This window comes from Vibrio sp. 1CM24A (assembly GCF_023161725.1).
GTDB lineage: Bacteria > Pseudomonadota > Gammaproteobacteria > Enterobacterales > Vibrionaceae > Vibrio > Vibrio coralliirubri.
The window spans coordinates 60,395-81,272 of sequence record NZ_JALNTS010000009.1 but is presented as its reverse complement, the minus strand read 5'-3'; the positions used below and the strand labels follow the sequence as shown (position 1 = coordinate 81,272).

The window sequence follows — 20,878 nt, the reverse complement described above, 5'->3', positions numbered from 1 at the left end:
GATGAAACAATCTCTACTGATCTGGCTTGATGCCGCACGACCAAAAACTCTGCCTCTCGCACTTGTCTCTATTCTTACAGGAAGTAGTTTAGCGTTCGCCGGTGGTCAGTTTTCTTTATCGATAGCCCTACTGGCATTTTTAACCGCCACCCTATTACAGATTTTATCGAATCTAGCCAATGACTATGGCGACGCCGTAAAAGGCACAGACAACGAAAATCGTCTGGGGCCAACACGTGCCATGCAATCTGGCGCAGTGACGGCGAAAACCATGAAGCAAGCGATCATCCTCAACATCGTGTTTACCATGGTCGCTGGGCTTATTCTTATTTTCCATGCCTTAACCTCGATTGAAAGTATCTTATCTTTCATTGCGTTAGGCGTATTAGCCATTGTTGCTGCCATCGCTTACACCGTCGGTAATAAGCCTTATGGCTATATCGGCCTTGGCGACTTGTCGGTGTTTATCTTCTTTGGTTTGTTAGGTGTTTCAGGGACTTACTTCTTACACACTGGTCATGTTGAACCAAGCCTATTCCTTCCGGCATTGGGCTGTGGCTTGATGGCGGTTGCGGTACTCAATATCAACAACATGCGTGATATCGAAAATGACAGCGAATGTGGTAAGCGCACCATGGCGGTTCGCCTTGGACAACGCAAAGCCAAGCATTATCATTTTGCTCTGCTTGGCCTCGCCCTTGCTTCTTTCGCTATCTACCTGCTTATTCAAGAAAAACCAGTCTGGATCAGCCTGCCGTTTTTGCTGAGCATTATTATTGTTTACAAGCATGGCAAAGCTGTTTGGGAAACCGAAAAGCCAGCGCAAATTGCACCAATGATGCCCGTGATTGTGAAATGCTCACTGGTCACTAACCTATTGTTTGCAGGGGTTGTCGTAGCTCAAACTCTATTGAGTTAAATGAGACTAATCATTGCAAAGGGATCAAGCGCCGATATACTCAAAGTAAGCTCATTGTTCAAAAGGTATACTAATGGAATACAACACTTCAGCACTGTGCGACATATATTTGGATCAAGTTGATGTCGTGGAGCCAATGTTCAGCAACTTCGGTGGACGTGCATCCTTCGCAGGACAGATCACGACATTAAAGTGTTTTGAAGACAACGCTTTGATTCGCTCTGTACTAGAGCAAGACGGTCTGGGGCGTGTGTTGTTAATCGATGGTGGCGGCTCACTGCGTAAAGCGCTGATCGATGCTGAGATTGCCCTACTTGCCGAAGACAATGAGTGGGAAGGGATTGTGGTTTACGGCTGCGTTCGTGAAGTCGATGAGCTTGAAGACATGAACCTAGGCATTCAAGCCTTAGCTTCTATCCCTGTTGGTGCGAGCCAAGAAGGTGTCGGTGAGTTAGACGTTCCTGTGAACTTTGGCAGCGTGACCTTCTTACCCGAAGATTACCTCTACGCAGACAACACCGGCATCATTCTTTCTGCCGAACCTTTAGATGTAGAACTTGATCTGGATGTTGAAGAAGAAGAGGTCGAGTAACTCTCACTCAGCTTCAAATCATAAGAACACGAAGCATAAGAACACAAACAAAAACGCCCGCTACTAAGTAGCGGGCGTTTTTTTTAAATCTGAAGAGTCGATTACTCTACTTCATCCATTTTACCAAGAAGGTTACGGATGCGATCTTGCCATGCTGAATGCTCTTCCTGCATTTGCTGAGTTTTTTGCTCTAGCTCGTGACGGCTTGCTTTAAGCTCACCAGCTTCTGTTGCTAGTGCTTGTTTCTCTTCTTTAAGCTCTTCCACTTCCATTTGAAGAAGTGCAATTGTATCTACTGCTGTTTGAATTTTTGCTTCTAGCTGCTCTAGTACTTCAAAAGACATTCTGGCCTACCTTTAAGTTATCCGTTTGATGGTGAAGGTTCACTCCACTTATTTCCCCATTCTACTCAGCAGAGCAAGGATAAACACTCAATATATTCGATATTTTGCGCCATTCGATGAAAAAAACAGCGCTTTTTACCGAATATTGACGTGAACGATTACCACCACAACGGCAAACCGATTATTTTGATGAATAATAACTGTTTTCCACTGCGAATTGATCGAGAGCAATCTCCAAAAAACAAAAAGGCAAACGTTTCCTTTTGGATATGGTAAAATTCGCCGCGAAATTTCTATTCCCCCTTTGAAAATTTTGGAGTCCGCATGAAACGCGATTTAGCAATGTCATTCTCTCGTGTCACAGAAGGTGCAGCACTAGCTGGTTACAAGTGGCTTGGCCGTGGCGATAAAAACGCTGCAGATGGCGCTGCTGTAGAAGTAATGCGTAGCCTATTAAACAAAACCGAAATTAGCGGTGAGATTGTTATCGGCGAAGGTGAAATCGATGATGCACCTATGCTGTACATCGGCGAAAACGTAGGTGTGGGCGGCGATGCTGTCGACATCGCAGTTGACCCAATTGAAGGGACACGCATGACAGCAATGGGCCAATCAAATGCATTGGCTGTATTGGCGGCAGGCGAAAAAGGCAGCTTCCTTAAAGCGCCTGATATGTACATGGAAAAGTTGGTTGTTGGCCCTGGCGCTAAAGGCGTGATTGACCTAGAACTGCCACTAACAGAAAACCTAGAAAACATCGCTAAAGCACTAGGTAAAACACTCGATACTCTAGTCGTAACCACACTTGCTAAGCCTCGTCATGATCAAATCATCGCCGATATGCAAGCAATGGGCGTTCGTGTATTTGCTGTGCCAGACGGTGATGTTGCGGCTTCTATCCTAACGTGTATGCCAGACAGCGAAGTCGACGTCATGTACTGCATCGGCGGCGCACCTGAAGGTGTGGTTTCGGCTGCTGTTATTCGCGCACTCGACGGCGACATGCACGGTCGTCTTCTACCTCGCCATGAAGTTAAAGGCGACACAGAAGAAAACCGCAAGCACGGTGAACTTGAACTTGAGCGCTGCGCAGAAATGGGCGTAACGGCGGGTATCGTGTTGAAGATGGAAGACATGGCACGCAGCGACAACGTTGTATTCTCAGCAACAGGCATCACTAAAGGTGACTTGCTAGAAGGCATTTCTCGTCAAGGCAATATCGCAACCACAGAAACTCTGCTTATCCGTGGCCGCTGCCGTACGATTCGCCGCATCAAATCTATCCACTACCTAGAGCGTAAAGATCCAGAAGTAGTAGGTCATATCCTGTAAGCCAAAACTCGGTGAAACAGAATATTCGAAGGCTGATACCAAGTATCAGCCTTTTGTTTTATTGGCGCAGCAGAATCTCACCATGGCTGCCGATAGAGTAAAACGCTATCTATAGAGTAAATTACTATCAATATAGTAAATGGTTTGCTTTATAAACACCTTGCCTCATAATAGTAAGGTTAATGAGGTAGGGATAGTATGAAAACAAGCGACAAAATCTTACAGACCATTAAGCGTCAAGGCGCGGTAACCGCGAAACAACTGTCAGAAGAGTTTGGCATGACGACAATGGGTGCAAGGCAACACCTGCAAAGCCTGGAAGATGACGGTATTCTTGCGTTTCATGACGTGAAAGTGAAAGTGGGTCGCCCGACTCGCCACTGGTCTTTGACTCAACAAGGCCATAGCCAATTTACAGACCGACATGGTGAACTCACTATTCAAGTGATTGATGCTGTGGAGAATCTATTTGGTAAAGAAGGACTGGCTAAGGTTGCTGCCGAGCGTGAACAACACACACTCAAGCAGTATCAAACTGCATTGTCTGACTGTAATTCACTCATCAGCAAGCTTAAAAAACTTACCCAGCTTCGTGAAGACGAAGGCTACATGGCTGAGCTTCAAGAGCATGATGATCACTACATCTTGATTGAGAACCACTGCCCTATCTGTAAGGCTGCAACTCGATGCCCTAGCCTGTGCCAATCTGAGCTCAATGTATTTACTGAGCTACTAAAAGATGAGTGCCATGTGAGCCGTACAGAGCACATCATTGCTGGCGAACGACGCTGTACTTACACCTTAACACCCGCACTTTGATTGTAACGGTAAGCGATTAATACCGTCTCAATATTGAGAAAATACAAATAGATTAAAATTTGTACAGATTTCTTTCTTAAGCTTAGAGCATATGAAACACGCTTAATGCTAAGGAAGGAATGATGGCGCATCCACAACCCTCTCAAAAACTGCCACCCTTTGATGAACTTGTCCAACTCGCGAAAAGCGATCCGAAAGCATTCAATCAATTCAAACACGAGATGTGCGAACAGATGATATGTTCGGCTTCAGACGTGATGCAAGACCGACTTCGCGCCCAACAAAGTCACATCGACTTAGTGGTTAGCCGTTGTAAAAACCCACACCATGCTAATGTCGTACTCATGCAAGAGCTACGCTGTCAGGTCTGTAAGTTCCAAGATGCACTCGAAGGGCGCTGCGGCTTTGAAGAATCTCTGCCTGAAAATGTCGTGCCTTTTAAGCCGAATACCGAACCTAAAATGTACTGAAAGTAGCAAAGCATTAAAAAGAAAAAAGGGAGCGTAATGCTCCCTTCTTATTGATTCGCTGTTCAATATTTACATGGGTCTTCGCCGTAGTCATTACGGCCTTCTGTGCCTTTCAACAAGCCACACTCAATTAGAATCCACAAACCACACACTAATGCCGCGACGGTTGCCACCATATGAATTGGCGATACCGGCTCTGTCGTCGTTGCAGCCATTGGCGAAGCTAAACGACCCAAGACTAATGGTACATTCAATAGTAGCCAGTAATTAGACTTATTGCGGTCATGCCAGCGCTTAGCGGTTACCGCAAGGTCTGGGATCACAAGCATCAATAGGAAGATTGGTAGCAGGATATAAGAGTAAGCAGGGAACAACACAGAGATACCAGAAGCAAAACCGGTAATCGCTATGTAGTAGAAAATATTCCAAATCCAGTAAGTCTTACGACCAATTCTCCCCTTGAAAGAGAGCAGTAATTCTTTCATCGACATCTTAAATACTCAAATTTATACGCCGCTAAAAGTCAGCAGCAATGGTTAGTTTATTACTTTTTGAAAGCAACTTTTATCCATATCACGAATATTCACCGTTAAGCTTCTTACATGACTCGCTTGTTCTTGCAGGACCTGCATTAACGATCGTGACAATTCTCGCTTTTGCTCTTCCGTTCGTCCCGAAAGTAACTCAAAGCTGATATGAATAAAGTCTACACTATCTTCCTCATCACCGACCAACCAATTATGGCAGCGCAATGAACGAGACTTCACTGACGGCACATCAAACAAGCCACATGTGAGAGCTACTTGGTGAAGATCTTCCAGTAAGCCTTGGATATTTACTCGCTCATCCACTGAATTGGAGTACTCTAGAACTAGATTCGGCATTGTTACTTCCTGTTGTTAACGCAATCGTTTGTCCCTTAATAACAACTAACGATGAAAAATCCGAGAAGTTAGCTATTATTCTGTCTGCCGGATCACTGATATATGCTCAAAATCTACTCTGACCATTGAGTAAGATCCAAGAAAGTCATGACCACAGTCATGATCTGTTGATATTAATCTGTTATATTATTTCGTAATAAAGTTTACTTTTTTACATTCGATTTATTTAAATACTTTGGAGATATTCCTATGCGTCATCCTGTAGTTATGGGTAACTGGAAACTAAACGGCAGCAAAGAAATGGTTGTTGATCTACTAAACGGTCTTAACGCTGAACTTGAAGGCGTAACAGGCGTAGACGTAGCAGTTGCTCCACCAGCACTTTTCGTTGATCTTGCTGAGCGTACGCTTACTGAAGCGGGCAGCGCGATCATCCTAGGTGCTCAAAACTCTGACCTAAACAACAGCGGTGCATTCACTGGCGACATGTCTCCAGCAATGCTTAAAGAGTTCGGCGCATCTCACATCATCATCGGTCACTCTGAGCGTCGTGAATACCACAACGAATCAGATGAGTTCGTAGCTAAGAAATTCGCATTCCTAAAAGAGAACGGCCTAACTCCAGTTCTTTGTATCGGTGAATCTGAAGCACAAAACGAAGCAGGCGAAACTGTTGCAGTATGTGCTCGTCAACTTGACGCTGTTATTAACACTCAAGGTGTTGAAGCTCTTGAAGGCGCTATCATCGCTTACGAACCGATCTGGGCTATCGGTACTGGTAAAGCAGCTACAGCTGAAGATGCACAACGCATCCACGCTCAAATCCGTGCACACATCGCAGAGAAATCTGAAGAAGTTGCTAAGAAAGTTGTTATCCAATACGGCGGTTCTGTTAAGCCAGAAAACGCAGCAGCTTACTTCGCACAACCAGACATCGACGGTGCTCTAGTTGGCGGCGCAGCTCTAGACGCGAAAAGCTTCGCAGCTATCGCTAAAGCAGCAGCTGAAGCAAAAGCTTAATTTAAACTTCACCGTTTAGATTAGATGAAAGGTCAACTTAGGTTGGCCTTTTTTATTGCCTGTCATTCCAAAAACCTCAAACGGCAGGCACAAAAAAACCGCTGAACAATCAGCGGTTTTTAAATTCTTTAAGCGAACGCTAAGCGTGGCTTAGAACAACTCTTCTGCAACGCGGAACAGCTCAGAACGGTCTGGGTTCTGCATGTTCTCGATACAGTCGATGATGTCGTGGTGAACAAGTTCTTCTTTCTCGATACCAACACAACGACCACCGTGGCCTTCTTGAAGAAGGTGAACAGCGTAGTTACCCATGCGAGAAGCAAGTACACGGTCAAATGCAGTAGGACGACCACCACGTTGGATGTGACCAAGAACCGTTGCACGAGTTTCACGACCAGTTGAAGATTCGATCTCTTTAGCCAGTTCGTTAGCATCCATCATTAGCTCAGTTAGAGCGATGATTGCGTGCTTCTTACCTTTCGCAATGCCATCTTGGATGTTGCTGATAAGCTGTTCTTTATCTAGGCCAGTCTCTGGAGTAATGATGTACTCACAACCACCCGCGATTGCTGACATAAGCGTAAGGTCACCACAGTGACGGCCCATGATTTCAACAATAGAAATACGTTGGTGAGAAGAAGACGTGTCACGTAGACGGTCGATTGAATCAATAACAGTGTTAAGCGCTGTTAGGTAACCGATTGTGTAGTCAGTACCCGCGATATCGTTATCGATTGTGCCTGGAAGACCAATACATGGGTAACCCATTTCAGTCAGCTTCTTAGCACCCATGTAAGAACCGTCACCACCGATAACAACAAGTGCTTCGATACCGTGCTTCTTAAGGTTCTCAATGCCTTTCTCACGAACAGCAACGTCTTTAAATTCAGGGAAACGTGCAGAACCTAAGAAAGTACCACCACGGTTGATCACGTCAGATACGCTTGAACGGTCAAGCTTTTCGATACGGTCTTCAACAAGGCCTTGGTAGCCATCGTAAATACCGTAAACTTCAATGCCAACTGATAACGCAGTACGAACAACGCCGCGAACTGCTGCGTTCATACCTGGAGCGTCACCACCACTGGTCAAAACACCGATCTTCTTAATCATGCTCACCCTCGATTTTTGGGAATCTATTATTCAATTCTTGTTCTTGCTGATTGTATATCAACAAGATTTTAAATCTATATTTGTGCGTTATGTTACATTTCCTCAACAGGAATAGCACTCAAATCGCGTAAAATTATGTAACATTTCTACTTCTGTAAGAGTATTACAGTTTTACTCAATAACTTTGTTGATTCACATCAGAATCAACATTAATTGTTACTAAGGTGGTTTTTGAATCACCTAACAGTTAATAATTTTTACTCACTTTAGTTCAAAAGCCACTCACTTACCATTTGCCCGCTGATTTTTAGCACGCATTACCACGAGTGGAATTTCTGCTGCTTCTCTGGTCCAAATACGACCGAATACGGGTCTTGGTGAATTAATACATCAGCATCAGGGAACACGGAGATAAGCTTAGCCTCTACTTCGTCAGAAATGCGATGCGCTTCAATAAGTGGGATATTATCTTCCAATTCTAGATGCAGTTGAATGAAGCGTATTGGCCCCGAGCGACGCGTTCGTAATTGATGCACACCCAACACGCCTTCCACGCTCAATGATGTCTCTTTAATCTGTTTCAGCTCATCATCTGGCAGCTTATGATCAAGCAGAGACTGAACCGCTTCCATCGCCATTTGATAAGCGCTGTACAGAATGTAGATACCGATACCGACCGCGAATACTGAGTCCGCCTGACCAATCCCAAACCAGCTCAATGCCAGTGCCAGCATGATCGCAGCGTTCATATAAAGGTCTGATTGATAGTGCAGAGAGTCAGCCGCAATAGCTTGGCTGCCCGTTTTGTTGACCACATGCTTTTGGAATCGAACCAAACCGAAGGTCATCACCATCGCAAATAAGCTGACATAGATACCAATCTCTGGAGAGTTCAATTCATGAGGTCGGAAGAAGCGCTCAATACCATTGAGAATAAGGAAACATGCAGAGCCTGAAATAAACATCGCCTGCGCTAATGCAGCAAGAGATTCAGCCTTACCATGACCAAAGGTGTGCTCTTTGTCGGCAGGCTGCAGAGAATAGCGAACCACGATAAGGTTAACGACAGAGGCCGCGATATCCAGCATTGAATCCACAACGGAAGCCAACAGACTCACGGAACCTGTCACCCACCACGCTGCGACTTTCACTATCAATAAAATAGTGGCGATGGTGGTGGCTGCCCAAGCGGCGAGCGTAACTAAACGTGCGTATTCTTGTTTCATAACTTGGCTATAAAGTGACTGATAGCACAAAGTATAACCTGCAAACAACCAATTGAATATGACAGCTATGATGTAAAACATTCATTTTTAAGGATCAAAAAAAGCGGCACTCGGCCGCTTCTTTCTAAACACTTTCATTCAACGCTGATTTCTCAAGCAATGAATTACTTGTCTTTGTTCATGCGCTTTTCCATTTTGTCAGCACACTTAGTCATGCGCTCTTGTTGGATTTCTTTCAGTTGAGTCTTTTGCTCAGCCGTTAGTACGCTCATCATTTCGTGTTGCTTCTTAAGCATTGCTACGCGACGCTCAGTTTGCTTCTCAACCATTTGGCTTGCTAAGTCGTTTGCTGCTGCTTCATCGAAGTTGTCAGCCAGCACCAATGCTTGAACTTTCTCTTGGTGCGCTTTCATTTTCGCCATTTTATCGGCTTTATTGCCAGCGTGTTTTTCTTTCATCTCTGCACGATTCGCTTCGCGCATCTCTTTCAATTCTGTTTTTTGTGCATCAGTCAGATCTAGTTGACGCATCACTTTCTTATCGAAGCCGCCACATTTACCGTGCATGCCTTTGTGGTCGCCTTTATCGCCGCCGCCATATGCGAACGCGCTTGCTGTACCTAACATTAGTGGAAGTGCCGCAGCTGCTAGTACAAGTTTCTTAGTCATTTTCATAATTGTTGCCTCAATTCGGTATAATAAGTCATGTGTTGCGTCTGTTTCTCAGCGCTTAGATATAGATTAGTCTTTCCCTCGTAAAGTGACGTTTAGAAAGCGTAAAGAATCGTAAAGAGTGAAAGTTGACGAATAATTAGCAGTATTATTAACCTGTAAATAGTAGATAACCGATTAAGGCTTCCCAATGGCGAACATTCTTCTTATTGATGACGACACCGAGTTAACCAGCTTACTCAAAGACATTCTGAGCTTTGAGGGCTTCACTGTTTCCGAAGCCAATGATGGCTATGCAGGACTTGAAGCTATCAATGATGAGATAGACCTGATTCTTTTGGATGTGATGATGCCGCGTCTTAATGGCATGGAAACACTAAAGAAACTGAGAGAAAATTGGGAAACGCCAGTGCTGATGCTGACCGCAAAAGGCGAAGAGATCGACCGTGTGATTGGTCTTGAGCTTGGCGCGGACGATTACCTGCCTAAACCTTTCAGTGACCGAGAGTTGTTAGCGCGTATTCGAGCTATCTTGCGTCGAACTCAAACCGCCACCGCGCCTAAAGCGGCCAGTGATAGAGTTCAATATCAAGACATCGAGGTTTTCCCGGGTAAACAAGAAGCCTACTGCAATGGTGAGCTCATCGACCTCACCACAACCGAGTTCGCACTATTGAGTCACCTTATCCAAAACCCAGGGCAAGTGATCACCAAAGAAGCATTGAGCCTAGATGTGTTAGGTAAAAGGCTCGCAGCGTTTGACCGTGCGATAGACATGCACATCTCCAACCTGCGTAAGAAAATTCCCGAGCGCACTGACGGCAAATCACGCATCAAAACCTTACGAGGCCGTGGCTACTTATTGGTAGAGGAAGATTAATGCGTATACCTAAAATCACCAGCTTATATGGACGTATCTTTGCTATCTTTTGGTTCACCATGTTACTGGTGCTTTTGTCGGTGCTGTCACTTCCCCATTTAGACCCTCGAGTCGCGCGAGATGTGCCCGCAGATCACCTCGATAAACTCGAACGTATCGCTAAAATCACAGAGAAACGCTACGCCAAAGAACCAAATCTGGGCAAAATTGTCTTCCAACTTGAGGCTCCACGCAGCCGCAAGGATTCTCGCGCTCGCATCTACCTGACCGACCTTGAGGGCGCAGTCCTTACCTCGAAAAGGCATTCAGACTACAAACTTAAAGCGATTCGCAACTTTGTTACCTCGATAGATAACCCTGAAGTGCCGAAACAAAAACTGTACGGACACTACATGGTGGCAGGTCCAGTACCGATCAAACTCGCGGGTGAAGAGTTGTTGATGTACGCCGGAATAAAGTGGACTCAACCACCGCCATTCTTGTTACGCCTGTTTGATAGACCTCTGCAGTTACTGCTGGCGGTTATGCTGGCGAGTACCCCGCTATTGCTTTGGCTAGCTTGGGCACTGAGTCAACCTGCTCGCAGGCTAGAACGCGCGGCACAACGCGTGGCGAAAGGTCAATTCGAGGTCGATCCAACACTCGAAAAAGGTACTTCAGAGTTCAGACAAGCGGGTGAAAGCTTTAACCAGATGGTAGAAGCGGTAAACCAGATGATTTCGGGGCAACAACGCCTGCTCTCTGATATCTCACACGAGCTCCGCTCGCCACTGACACGTCTTCGCATGGCCAATGCACTGGCGATTCGTAAACAAGGCGAGAGCCAAGAGTTAGAACGCATTGATACCGAAGCACAGCGTTTGGAACAGATGATCAGTGAGCTGCTGACGCTATCTCGTATGCAGGTCGACAGCCATATTACTCGTGAGGTTCAGCCTATCTCGAGCCTATGGGAAGAGATCTTAAAAGACGCAGAGTTTGAAGCCGAACAGATGGGCAAACAACTGACGTTCTCGGAGATCCCAGAACGCTCTATTTCGGGCAACCCTAAACTGCTGATGAGTGCGCTAGACAACATTACACGCAATGCCATCTACTATGGTAAAGACCAAGTCGATGTACAGTTCCACGTTGTACAAGATCAGCTGACGATTTGTGTGAACGATAATGGCGATGGTGTACCTGATGATGAATTGGATTCTATCTTCAGACCTTTCTATCGCGTTTCCACTGCCCGTGATCGTAATTCTGGCGGCACTGGGCTTGGGCTCACCATTACCGAGAGTGCGATTCGCCAACACAGCGGAACCATCACGGCGACCCGCAGCCAGCTCGGTGGATTACAACTCGAAATCACCCTGCCTATCTTACCGGTGTAATACCCCCACAAAGCTCATAGTTGATAATGATTGTTATTATCATTATGGTAAATCCTCTAATTATGGAGGATTTACCATGTCGCACACTTTCCCTGCTTTACCCTACGCTTACGATGCCCTAGAACCTTACATTGACGCTAAGACGATGGAAGTGCATTACAGCAAGCACCATAGAACCTACTACGATAAGTTTGTTGCGGCGGTGTCTGGCAGCGAGCTAGAACAGCAATCTCTGACCGAGATCTTCGCCAACATCTCTCAGCACAGCCCGGCCGTGCGTAACAATGGCGGCGGCTACTACAATCACATCTTGTATTGGAACTGCATGTCGCAAGACGGCGGTGGTGAAGCGACAGGCACGCTTGGCGAGGCTATCAAGAATACCTTCGGAGATTTCGAGACATTCCAAGATCAGTTCGCTCAAGCAGCGATCAATACCTTTGGTTCGGGCTTTGCTTGGCTAGTGGTAGAGCAAGGACAACTGAAGATCATCTCAACCTCGAACCAAGATAATCCGTGGATGGATACCGTAGCCAGTGATGGCGAACCGATTCTTGCGCTCGATGTTTGGGAACACGCCTACTACATCAGCTACCAAAACCGTCGCCCTGATTACATCAATGCATGGTGGAACGTGGTGAATTGGAATGCAGTATCTGAAAACTACGCGCAAGCACTAGCGAACCAAGCTTAAGAGAATGGTGACGGTGGCGAACTGTACTCACTCAGCTTGCCACCGTATACTCGGGCTATCTTTGATTATTCTTGTGAACCAACATGTTTGATATCGCTCTATACGAACCAGAAATTGCACCCAATACGGGTAACATCATCCGCCTATGTGCTAACTGCGGCGCAAACCTGCACCTGATTGAACCGCTAGGCTTTGATTTTGAAGAGAAGAAGGTCCGTCGTGCTGGCTTGGATTACCACGACCTTGCACGAGTTAAGCGTCACAAGAACCTAGAAGCTTTCCTTAAGTATCTTGAGAATGAACGCGAGGGTGACTTCCGCATCTTTGCTTGCACCACTAAAACGACAGGCCACCACGTTGATGTGAAATTCCAACAAGGTGATGTGTTGATGTTTGGCCCAGAAACTCGCGGCCTGCCTGCTGAGTTCATCGAAAGCATGCCAATGGAACAACGTATTCGTATTCCAATGATGCCAGACGCGCGCAGCCTCAACCTGTCTAACGCAGTGGCAATCATTGCGTTTGAAGCATGGCGACAAATGGGTTTTGAAGGCGCGGTATAACCGAACACTCAAGCTTATCTGTTATCTGTTATCTGTTATCTGTTATCAACAGTAAAAAGTAAGTAATAGCAGGCGACAGACAATAAAAAAAGGCTCTTACCATTATCACTTTCTTGCGAAGGATAAAGGTAAGAGCCTTTTCTGTTTTTCCTCTATATAAAGAGAGAAAAGATTAATTAGTTTAAGCGGTTACGATCGTTGTCGTCGTCTTTCTTCTCAAACTCACCCTCAAAGGTGTTGCCGTCTTTTGATTGGTCAGATGGATCGCGATTGAATGGGTCTTGCCCAAATGGGCTCTGGCCAAAACCAGCTTGTCCACCGGTATGGAAACCACCAGACATATTGGTCACGACCATTTTTTCCATCATTTTCTTGGCAATCATCGCTCTTGGTGCTGGCAGTAATACCAACATACCGAGTGCGTCCGTCATAAAACCCGGAGTCAGCAGCAATACACCGGCAACTGCAAGCATCACGCCTTCAAGAATCTGTTGTGCTGGCATTTCGCCTTGTTGCAAGCGACCTTGCACAGACATAAGTGTCTGAATGCCTTGGCTACGAACCAACGATGCACCCACAAATGCAGTGATCAAAACCAACGCAATAGTTGGCCACAATCCTAAGAAGCCACCAACTTGAATAAATAGCCCAATCTCAATGATGGGTACGAAGATAAATAGTAATAATAAGATAGGAAACACACGCCCTCCTTTGTTACTTGCAGTTTACGCTGAAAGCCCTAACAATCTCAAATTTATCCTGTAAATAAGCGTGTTTATTGACCAAGAATAACTTTGCAAAATATTGACTAAACAAAACCGAAAAAGGTGATCCACTTAATATTTTTATGCGCTAAGTACAGTATCATGTGCCACATAAGTCAGGACGGATTTATCAGCCCAATATTCTAGCGAACGGAGTATTTGCACACAGAATAGGCTAATAACTAACTATATAATCAGAATAATTCTCTAAGGATCCTGTTATGGCTACTCAATCAGAAGCTCAAGTTGAAGCTCCTCAAGCTACTCGTCTCGAAGAAGATCTATTAGGTCAACGTCATGTTCCGGCTGATGCTTACTACGGCATCCACACTCTACGCGCAGTTGAAAACTTCAACATCTCAAATGTAACGATCTCAGATGTACCTGAATTCGTTCGCGGTATGGTGATGACTAAGAAAGCGGCGGCTTTAGCAAACAAAGAGTTAGGTGTAATTCCAAGCGAAGTGGCTAAATACATCATCCAAGCTTGTGACCTAATTCTAGACACGGGCAAGTGCATGGATCAGTTCCCATCGGACGTTTTCCAAGGTGGTGCTGGTACTTCTGTAAACATGAACGCAAACGAAGTTGTTGCGAACGTGGCTCTTGAACTTATGGGCAAAGAAAAAGGCCAATACGAGTTCATCAACCCGAATGACCACGTAAACCGCAGCCAATCTACAAACTGTGCTTACCCAACTGGCTTCCGTATCTCTGTTTACAACAGCGTTCGTAAACTGATTGATGCGATCGAATACCTAAAAGGTGCATTCGAGCTTAAGAGCCAAGAATTCAACACGATTTTGAAGATGGGTCGTACTCAGCTTCAAGACGCAGTTCCAATGACGGTTGGCCAAGAGTTCCACGCTTGGGCTGTAACCATCAATGAAGAAATCAAAAACCTAGAATACACTTCAAAACTACTACTTGAAGTAAACCTAGGCGCAACGGCTATCGGTACAGGTCTGAACGCAGCACCAGGTTACCAAGGCCTAGCAGTTAAACACCTAGCAGAAGTAACTGGCCTAGAGTGTGTAGCGGCTGAAGATTTAATCGAAGCAACATCTGACTGTGGCGCATACGTAATGACGCACGGCGCACTTAAGCGTCTAGCTGTGAAACTGTCTAAAATTTGTAACGATTTGCGTCTGCTTTCTTCAGGTCCACGTACTGGTCTGAACGAGCTAAACCTACCTGAACTGCAAGCCGGCTCTTCAATTATGCCTGCTAAAGTAAACCCAGTTGTTCCTGAAGTAGTAAACCAAGTTTGCTTCAAAGTTCTAGGTAACGACAACACGGTTTCTTTCGCTGCAGAAGGCGGTCAACTGCAACTGAACGTAATGGAACCCGTTATTGCACAAAGCATGTTTGAGTCTCTAGACATCCTAACAAACGCTTGTGTGAACCTACGCGACAAGTGTGTAGACGGCATTACAGTGAACAAAGAAGTATGTGAATCACACGTATTTAACTCTATCGGTATCGTCACTTACCTAAACCCATACATTGGCCACCACGAGGGTGACATTGTTGGTAAGATCTGTGCTGAGACAGGTAAGAGCGTTCGTGATGTGGTTCTAGAGCGCGGTTTATTAACCGAAGAAGAACTTGATGACATTTTCTCTGTTGAAAATTTGATGCATCCTCAGTATAAAGCGAAGCGCTACGAATAAAGTTAGCGAGAAAGGGCTCCAAACGGAGCCCTTTTTTAGGCTCCAATACGGTTAACCATGATTATTTTGTGGATTTCCGTTGGTTGCGCTTTTGCAAAATTGAATCTAAACCATAGAACTATTATGTGAACATTCCAGCGGCGAATGTTCACATAATAAAATCTAAATGAGGTGTTACTTATGATTGCAGTAGAACTGTTTGTCGTCCTGCTCTTTATCTTTTTGGGGGCCAGAATTGGCGGTATCGGTATTGGTTTTGCCGGTGGTGCTGGTGTTATTGCCCTTTCACTTATTCTTGGCGTTCCAACAAGCCAATCTTTCATCCCGATCGACGTAATCTTGATCATCATGTCAGTTATCACCGCAATTGCTGCAATGCAAGTTGCTGGCGGTATGGACTGGTTGGTACAAATTGCAGAAAACTTTTTGCGTAAACACCCTGAACGCATCACCTTTTACGCGCCGATTGTGACCTTTGTAATGACACTGATGGCGGGTACTGGTCACACAGCATTCTCTACGCTTCCTGTTATTGCAGAAGTAGCGAAAGGCCAAGGCGTTCGTCCTTCTCGTCCACTGTCTATCGCAGTTGTCGCTTCTCAAATTGCTATCACAGCTTCGCCAATCTCGGCTGCAGTTGTGGCTTTCGCAGCAATGTTGGCGCCATTTGGTGTTGATTACCTAACGCTATTGATGATTTGTATCCCAACAACCTTCATCGCTTGTATGGTTGGTGCGGTTGTTGCTAACTACATGGGTAGCGAACTGAAAGACGATCCTGTTTACCAAGAGCGTCTAGAGAAAGGCCTAATCAAACTGGCGACAGAAGAGAAACGTGAAATCCTTCCAACAGCGAAGAAAGCAACGTACATCTTCCTAGCAGCGATTGGTTTCGTGGTTTGTTACGCAGCGGCTATCTCTAGCTCTGTTGGCCTAATTGAAAACCCAGCGCTAGGTCGTAACGAAGCGATCATGTCTGTGATGCTGGCAGCAGCAGCGGCTATCGTGATGTTCACTAAGATTGATGCAGCGAAGATTTCTTCAGCACCAACGTTCCGTTCTGGTATGACGGCATGTGTATGTGTACTTGGCGTGGCTTGGTTAGGTTCAACGTTTGTAAACGCACACGTTGCTGAAATCAAAGATGTAGCAGGCGCTCTACTGGCTGACTACCCATGGATGCTGGCTCTTGTTCTGTTCTTCGCTTCTATGCTGCTTTACTCTCAAGGCGCAACAACGGTTGCACTGATGCCTGCAGCACTAGCGATTGGCGTAGCACCACTAACAGCCGTTGCTTCTTTTGCTGCGGTAAGTGCGCTGTTCGTACTTCCAACTTACCCTACGCTACTAGCAGCTGTTGAGATGGATGACACAGGCTCAACGCGTATCGGTAACTACGTATTCAACCACCCATTCTTCATTCCAGGTGTGGTAACAATCAGTACTGCGGTAGCACTAGGCTTCGCATTCGGCGGTCTGTTTATCTAACATTCGCTGGTGATTGAACATTAAAAAGGAAGCTTCGGCTTCCTTTTTTGTTTTCTGCTCAATGTGTTATTTGATACGCATCAAATAACCATTATAAACTTTAAGAACCGCCTAAAAATAAAGTTTGAATAAAATTCCAAGATTATTCAAATCGATCATAAACAACACCTATCAAATCAATCTTCTTCCACTTCCAGTTAATCCACAACGAATATTAATCCAAGCTAACTAACCAAAAAACCTAGACGATTTTCTGCCATTTTTCAGCCCGTTCATTAGCCATTATTTTTGTGAACAGCACCAAACTTAAATACCAAAGTAAGGAATAAAATAACCGCAGCTAAATTAAATCTAACTTCATTTGGATTAGTAAATATAAAAACAAACTTAATTTAAAGTCAGCAACTTTATATCGTTGAGTGCTTTATAAGTGTCTGTGTATTTACAATCTATAAATCATTAGTCGCTAATTCACATCACTTCTATTTAAGATGATGTAAGGAGATAGCCATGACAGCTCAAACGATACCAAGCGAGAAAAAAAAGGGCGGCTTCTTTGCCAACTTTAAATTCCCTTCTGCCTACACCATTCTATTTATTCTGATTGCGTTCGTCGCTCTGCTTACCTGGATTGTTCCAGCAGGCCAATACGACCGTGCAATGAATGAAGAGTTGGGCCGAGAAGTACCCGTAACCGGAACCTATCAAGCAGTAGAAGGTAACCCTCAAGGCGTGATTGATGTACTGCTCGCGCCTATTGATGGCTTCTATGACCACAATAGCTATGAAGCGGCGGCTATCGACGTTTCGCTGTTCATCTTAATCATTGGTGGCTTCTTAGGGCTAGTAACCAAAACGGGTGCCATTGATGCCGGTATCGAACGCGTCACCGCCCGCTTAGAAGGGCGAGAAGAGCTAATGATACCAATACTGATGGCGCTGTTTGCCGCAGGTGGTACCGTCTACGGCATGGCCGAAGAATCACTTCCCTTCTATACATTGCTCGTGCCGGTAATGATGGCAGCTCGCTTTGACCCTCTAGTTGCCGCTGCAACCGTGCTGCTTGGCGCAGGTATTGGGGTGCTGGGTTCAACGATTAACCCATTCGCAACCGTGATCGCTGCCAACGCCTCTGGTATTCCATTTACAGACGGTATCGTGTTGCGCATTGCGATGTTGATTATTGGTTGGGGTATTTGTGTTGCCTACGTGATGCGTTACGCAAGAATGGTTCAAGCCGATCCAACAACATCAATTGTCTACGACAAATACGAAGAGAACAAAGCGCACTTCTTAGGTAATGCGAGCGGCGAAAAACTTGAATTCACCGCGACTCGCAAACTGATTCTGACCATTTTTGGTGGCTCGTTCGCTGTGATGATTTACGGTGTATCCGTTGCTGGATGGTGGATGGCTGAGATCTCAGCGATGTTCCTAGCAGCAACCATCATCGTTGGTATTGTGGCTCGTATGAGCGAAGAAGAGTTTACCACCAGCTTCATTGATGGTGCCCGCGACCTACTTGGTGTTGCGCTTATCATAGGTATTGCACGTGGTATCGTAGTGGTGATGGACCGCGGTATGATCACCGATACCATTCTCTTCTCTGCAGAACAGATGGTAACGGGGCTTTCTTCGGTTATCTTCATTAACGTGATGTTCTTCTTAGAGATTCTACTGTCGTTCTTAGTGCCATCGACCTCTGGCTTAGCGGTACTTACCATGCCAATCATGGCACCACTGGCTGACTTTGCTGGCGTAGGTCGTGACCTGGTTATCACCGCGTACCAATCTGCATCTGGCTTGGTGAACCTAATCACCCCAACCTCCGCTGTGGTGATGGGTGGCTTGGCGATTGCTCGCGTCCCTTACGTGCGCTGGGTTAAATGGGTGATGCCACTAGTCGGTATATTGATGGTGTTCTGCATTGTTGTACTGAGTATTGGTGCGCTTATCTAACTACCAGCACTTCACACCTATCTCATCCAAAGCCGCTTCTCACAGCGGCTTTTTTATTGTTCCCTCTCAATGTAACCCTCTGCTACTGAAACAGCTCCTCAAAGCCATACACGCGATATTCAAGGTATCTTCTGTTCGTAGCCAAGCTCAGCCAAACTCAAAGTGCTTGCAATAGAAGAATCAATCCTACTTTTTAACATCCAATTTTCTTGATGAAATAACACTCTATTTTCAACATGATGTTTAAACAAATAGTTAGTCACTTATTAGCGTTAATTATATTTAAAGTAATTCACAGCCTAATAAATAGACGAGGGTTAATGCCCTTTTTTATCAAAAAACACACTTAAATAGCCGATTTTAAAATGTGATCACAACAGCTTTATTCGCATTTACTTTGTTAATAAATAATTAATTCCACATTCAAAATTAAATATCTAAATAAAAACACTGCATACTTCCAAGCTAAGTACACTCTTATCAATAAAACTATTATGAATATAATCCCTCGTAAATTAGATTCTAGTAAGTTTCGTCAAAAAAGCGTGCATAAAGTTCCCTAACTGCTAACTATTTAGAATGTATTAGTCATGACTGAAAGTGCATAAAGTTTGTTAAAACCCTTAATTTTAAAGGGCTGCGGGATAAAAAACGATTTGTGATAGATCTCTAAGAATACCTGACTAGCAGGCGTAATATTAATTCCAGACAAGAGATATGAATAAATAATTCATTCTTCTCAACTGAAAATAAATAATTACTCTTAGCGATAAAAGTAATTCAAATATATAAGAGAGAGACGATCATGAGTAAGTTCTATGTAGGTTCTGAAATAGGTCAATTACGCCGCGTTCTAGTCCACCGTCCACGACGCGCACTGACTCACCTAACACCCTCTAACTGTCACGATTTACTATTTGATGACGTACTGGCTGTTGAGCGTGCAGGTAAAGAGCATGACGCATTTACTCAAACGCTACGTGATCAAGGTGTTGAAGTTCTTCTTCTTACTGACCTACTAGCAGACACGCTAGCAGTGCCAGAAGCGAAAGATTGGCTTTTGAATCATCAAGTTTCTGATTACCGCTTAGGCAAAACTTTTGCTAACGACGTGCGTTGCTACTTGGGCGACTTACCAAACCTAGAGCTAGCAAAAATCCTAACGGGCGGTCTGTCTTACGCTGAGATGCCAATGAAATCGTCTTCAATGATGCAAGGCATGCACGCACCAACCGACTTCATTATCGAACCTCTACCAAACCACCTATTTACTCGTGACACATCTTGCTGGGTATACGGTGGTGTATCCATCAACCCGATGGCGAAACCAGCTCGTCAACGTGAAACCAACCACGTTCGCGCTATTTACCGCTGGCACCCAACATTCGCTGGCCAAGACTTCATTAAATACTTCGGCGATGAAGAAAACATCAGCTATGACAACTCAACGATTGAAGGCGGTGACGTTCTTGTAATCGGTCGTGGCACGGTGCTTATCGGTATGTCTGAACGTACAACAGCACAAGGTGTTGAGCACTTAGCATCTAGCCTATTCAAACACGGTCAAGCGAAACAAGTTATCGCAATGCAGCTACCAAAACACCGCTCTTGCATGCACTTAGACACCGTGATGACGCACATGAACGAAGATACGTTCTCTGTTTACCCTGAAGTGGTGAGTAAAGACGTGCAGTGTTGGAACCTAACTGGCGATGAGTCTGGCGCAGTGAAAGTGAAAGAAGAGGGCTACTTCGTAACAGCTATCGAAAAAGCACTTGGCGTAGACAAGCTAAACCTAATCACAACCGGTGGTGACAACTTCCATGCAGAGCGTGAGCAGTGGAACGATGCAAACAATGTTCTAACGGTTAAACCTGGCGTCGTGATTGGCTACGAAGGCAACACCTACACCAATGAAAAATACGACAAAGCAGGCATCACGGTTCTTCCGATTCCAGGAGACGAACTTGGCCGCGGTCGCGGTGGCGCACGCTGCATGAGCTGCCCAATTGAGCGTGATGGTATCTAATCACTAAGACGAAACGGCCAAGTTGAACGATCTTAAATAATCTCAGCTTGGCCAAAATG

General features: G+C 45.1%; 21 protein-coding genes. 14 read left to right on the top strand and 7 right to left on the bottom strand.

Annotated elements, in window-relative coordinates; translation table 11 throughout:
* Nucleotide 1 precedes the first annotated feature (1 nt).
* Entirely contained in the window at nt 2–919 is a 918-nt protein-coding gene (locus MSG38_RS19235; RefSeq protein WP_050632401.1) for a 1,4-dihydroxy-2-naphthoate polyprenyltransferase, read from the top strand.
* A 73-nt stretch (nt 920–992) separates the two neighbouring features.
* Nucleotides 993–1,511, top strand: a complete 519-nt coding sequence (rraA, locus tag MSG38_RS19230; RefSeq protein ID WP_017071322.1) for a ribonuclease E activity regulator RraA — start codon at nt 993–995, stop codon at nt 1,509–1,511.
* 101 nt (nt 1,512–1,612) lie between these two features.
* On the opposite strand, the gene zapB is transcribed toward rraA, so the two are convergent.
* On the bottom strand, nt 1,613–1,855 hold the full coding sequence (gene zapB, locus MSG38_RS19225; protein WP_008219652.1) for a cell division protein ZapB: 243 nt from the start codon (nt 1,853–1,855) through the stop codon (nt 1,613–1,615).
* 324 nt (nt 1,856–2,179) lie between these two features.
* Here zapB and glpX point away from each other — a divergent pair, with 324 nt between their 5' ends.
* From glpX to MSG38_RS19210, 3 genes are all read left to right on the top strand, one after another.
* Entirely contained in the window at nt 2,180–3,187 is a 1,008-nt protein-coding gene (glpX, locus tag MSG38_RS19220; RefSeq protein WP_048605418.1) for a class II fructose-bisphosphatase, read from the top strand.
* A gap of 198 nt (nt 3,188–3,385) precedes the next feature.
* Entirely contained in the window at nt 3,386–4,006 is a 621-nt protein-coding gene (locus MSG38_RS19215) for a metalloregulator ArsR/SmtB family transcription factor (protein WP_248384889.1), read from the top strand.
* 122 nt (nt 4,007–4,128) lie between these two features.
* Nucleotides 4,129–4,476, top strand: a complete 348-nt coding sequence (locus MSG38_RS19210) for a DUF3135 domain-containing protein (RefSeq protein WP_048614960.1) — start codon at nt 4,129–4,131, stop codon at nt 4,474–4,476.
* A 62-nt stretch (nt 4,477–4,538) separates the two neighbouring features.
* Here the strand turns inward: MSG38_RS19210 and MSG38_RS19205 are convergent, their stop codons facing one another.
* A complete protein-coding gene (locus tag MSG38_RS19205; RefSeq protein WP_248402418.1) occupies nt 4,539–4,967 on the bottom strand; it encodes a DUF805 domain-containing protein in 429 nt (142 codons plus the stop codon).
* Between the two features lie 45 nt (nt 4,968–5,012).
* Nucleotides 5,013–5,360: a 5-carboxymethyl-2-hydroxymuconate isomerase gene (locus MSG38_RS19200; RefSeq protein ID WP_050632402.1), complete on the bottom strand. Its 348-nt coding sequence runs from the start codon at nt 5,358–5,360 to the stop codon at nt 5,013–5,015.
* A 249-nt stretch (nt 5,361–5,609) separates the two neighbouring features.
* On the opposite strand from MSG38_RS19200, the gene tpiA reads away from it, so the two are divergent.
* Entirely contained in the window at nt 5,610–6,380 is a 771-nt protein-coding gene (gene tpiA, locus MSG38_RS19195) for a triose-phosphate isomerase (RefSeq protein ID WP_017061158.1), read from the top strand.
* 150 nt (nt 6,381–6,530) lie between these two features.
* On the opposite strand, the gene pfkA is transcribed toward tpiA, so the two are convergent.
* The 3 genes from pfkA to MSG38_RS19180 all read right to left on the bottom strand — a co-directional run bounded on the left by pfkA (nt 6,531) and on the right by MSG38_RS19180 (nt 9,393).
* Nucleotides 6,531–7,493 (bottom strand): 6-phosphofructokinase, encoded by a 963-nt coding sequence (gene pfkA, locus MSG38_RS19190; RefSeq protein WP_017061160.1) that lies wholly within the window; start codon nt 7,491–7,493, stop codon nt 6,531–6,533.
* Nucleotides 7,494–7,810: 317 nt separating this feature from the next.
* Nucleotides 7,811–8,719 (bottom strand): CDF family cation-efflux transporter FieF, encoded by a 909-nt coding sequence (gene fieF / locus MSG38_RS19185; protein ID WP_029235400.1) that lies wholly within the window; start codon nt 8,717–8,719, stop codon nt 7,811–7,813.
* 164 nt (nt 8,720–8,883) lie between these two features.
* The gene (locus tag MSG38_RS19180; RefSeq protein WP_017061162.1) at nt 8,884–9,393 is read right to left on the bottom strand and encodes a CpxP family protein; all 510 of its coding nucleotides are present in this window, start codon (nt 9,391–9,393) and stop codon (nt 8,884–8,886) included.
* Between the two features lie 187 nt (nt 9,394–9,580).
* On the opposite strand from MSG38_RS19180, the gene MSG38_RS19175 reads away from it, so the two are divergent.
* The 4 genes from MSG38_RS19175 (at nt 9,581) to trmL (ending at nt 12,906) form a co-directional block, all read left to right on the top strand.
* Nucleotides 9,581–10,270: a response regulator gene (locus MSG38_RS19175; protein WP_017063670.1), complete on the top strand. Its 690-nt coding sequence runs from the start codon at nt 9,581–9,583 to the stop codon at nt 10,268–10,270.
* Nucleotides 10,270–11,649 carry an envelope stress sensor histidine kinase CpxA gene (gene cpxA, locus MSG38_RS19170; RefSeq protein ID WP_048605430.1) on the top strand — a complete coding sequence of 460 codons (1,380 nt, stop codon included), beginning with the start codon at nt 10,270–10,272 and terminating at the stop codon, nt 11,647–11,649. Before MSG38_RS19175 ends, cpxA begins: the two co-directional genes overlap by 1 nt.
* Before the next feature lie 76 nt (nt 11,650–11,725).
* Nucleotides 11,726–12,343 carry a superoxide dismutase gene (locus MSG38_RS19165; protein ID WP_248402417.1) on the top strand — a complete coding sequence of 206 codons (618 nt, stop codon included), beginning with the start codon at nt 11,726–11,728 and terminating at the stop codon, nt 12,341–12,343.
* 83 nt (nt 12,344–12,426) lie between these two features.
* On the top strand, nt 12,427–12,906 hold the full coding sequence (gene trmL / locus MSG38_RS19160) for a tRNA (uridine(34)/cytosine(34)/5-carboxymethylaminomethyluridine(34)-2'-O)-methyltransferase TrmL (RefSeq protein ID WP_248402416.1): 480 nt from the start codon (nt 12,427–12,429) through the stop codon (nt 12,904–12,906).
* 176 nt (nt 12,907–13,082) lie between these two features.
* Here the strand turns inward: trmL and MSG38_RS19155 are convergent, their stop codons facing one another.
* Nucleotides 13,083–13,607 carry an FxsA family protein gene (locus tag MSG38_RS19155; RefSeq protein ID WP_248402415.1) on the bottom strand — a complete coding sequence of 175 codons (525 nt, stop codon included), beginning with the start codon at nt 13,605–13,607 and terminating at the stop codon, nt 13,083–13,085.
* Between the two features lie 284 nt (nt 13,608–13,891).
* Between MSG38_RS19155 and aspA the strand changes: the two genes are divergently transcribed.
* From aspA to arcA, 4 genes are all read left to right on the top strand, one after another.
* On the top strand, nt 13,892–15,343 hold the full coding sequence (gene aspA / locus MSG38_RS19150; protein WP_019821539.1) for an aspartate ammonia-lyase: 1,452 nt from the start codon (nt 13,892–13,894) through the stop codon (nt 15,341–15,343).
* 180 nt (nt 15,344–15,523) lie between these two features.
* A complete protein-coding gene (locus tag MSG38_RS19145) occupies nt 15,524–16,831 on the top strand; it encodes an anaerobic C4-dicarboxylate transporter (protein WP_248402414.1) in 1,308 nt (435 codons plus the stop codon).
* A gap of 510 nt (nt 16,832–17,341) precedes the next feature.
* A complete protein-coding gene (locus MSG38_RS19140) occupies nt 17,342–18,790 on the top strand; it encodes a YfcC family protein (protein WP_052880307.1) in 1,449 nt (482 codons plus the stop codon).
* A gap of 805 nt (nt 18,791–19,595) precedes the next feature.
* A complete protein-coding gene (gene arcA / locus MSG38_RS19135) occupies nt 19,596–20,819 on the top strand; it encodes an arginine deiminase (protein WP_017062724.1) in 1,224 nt (407 codons plus the stop codon).
* Nucleotides 20,820–20,878 lie beyond the last annotated feature (59 nt).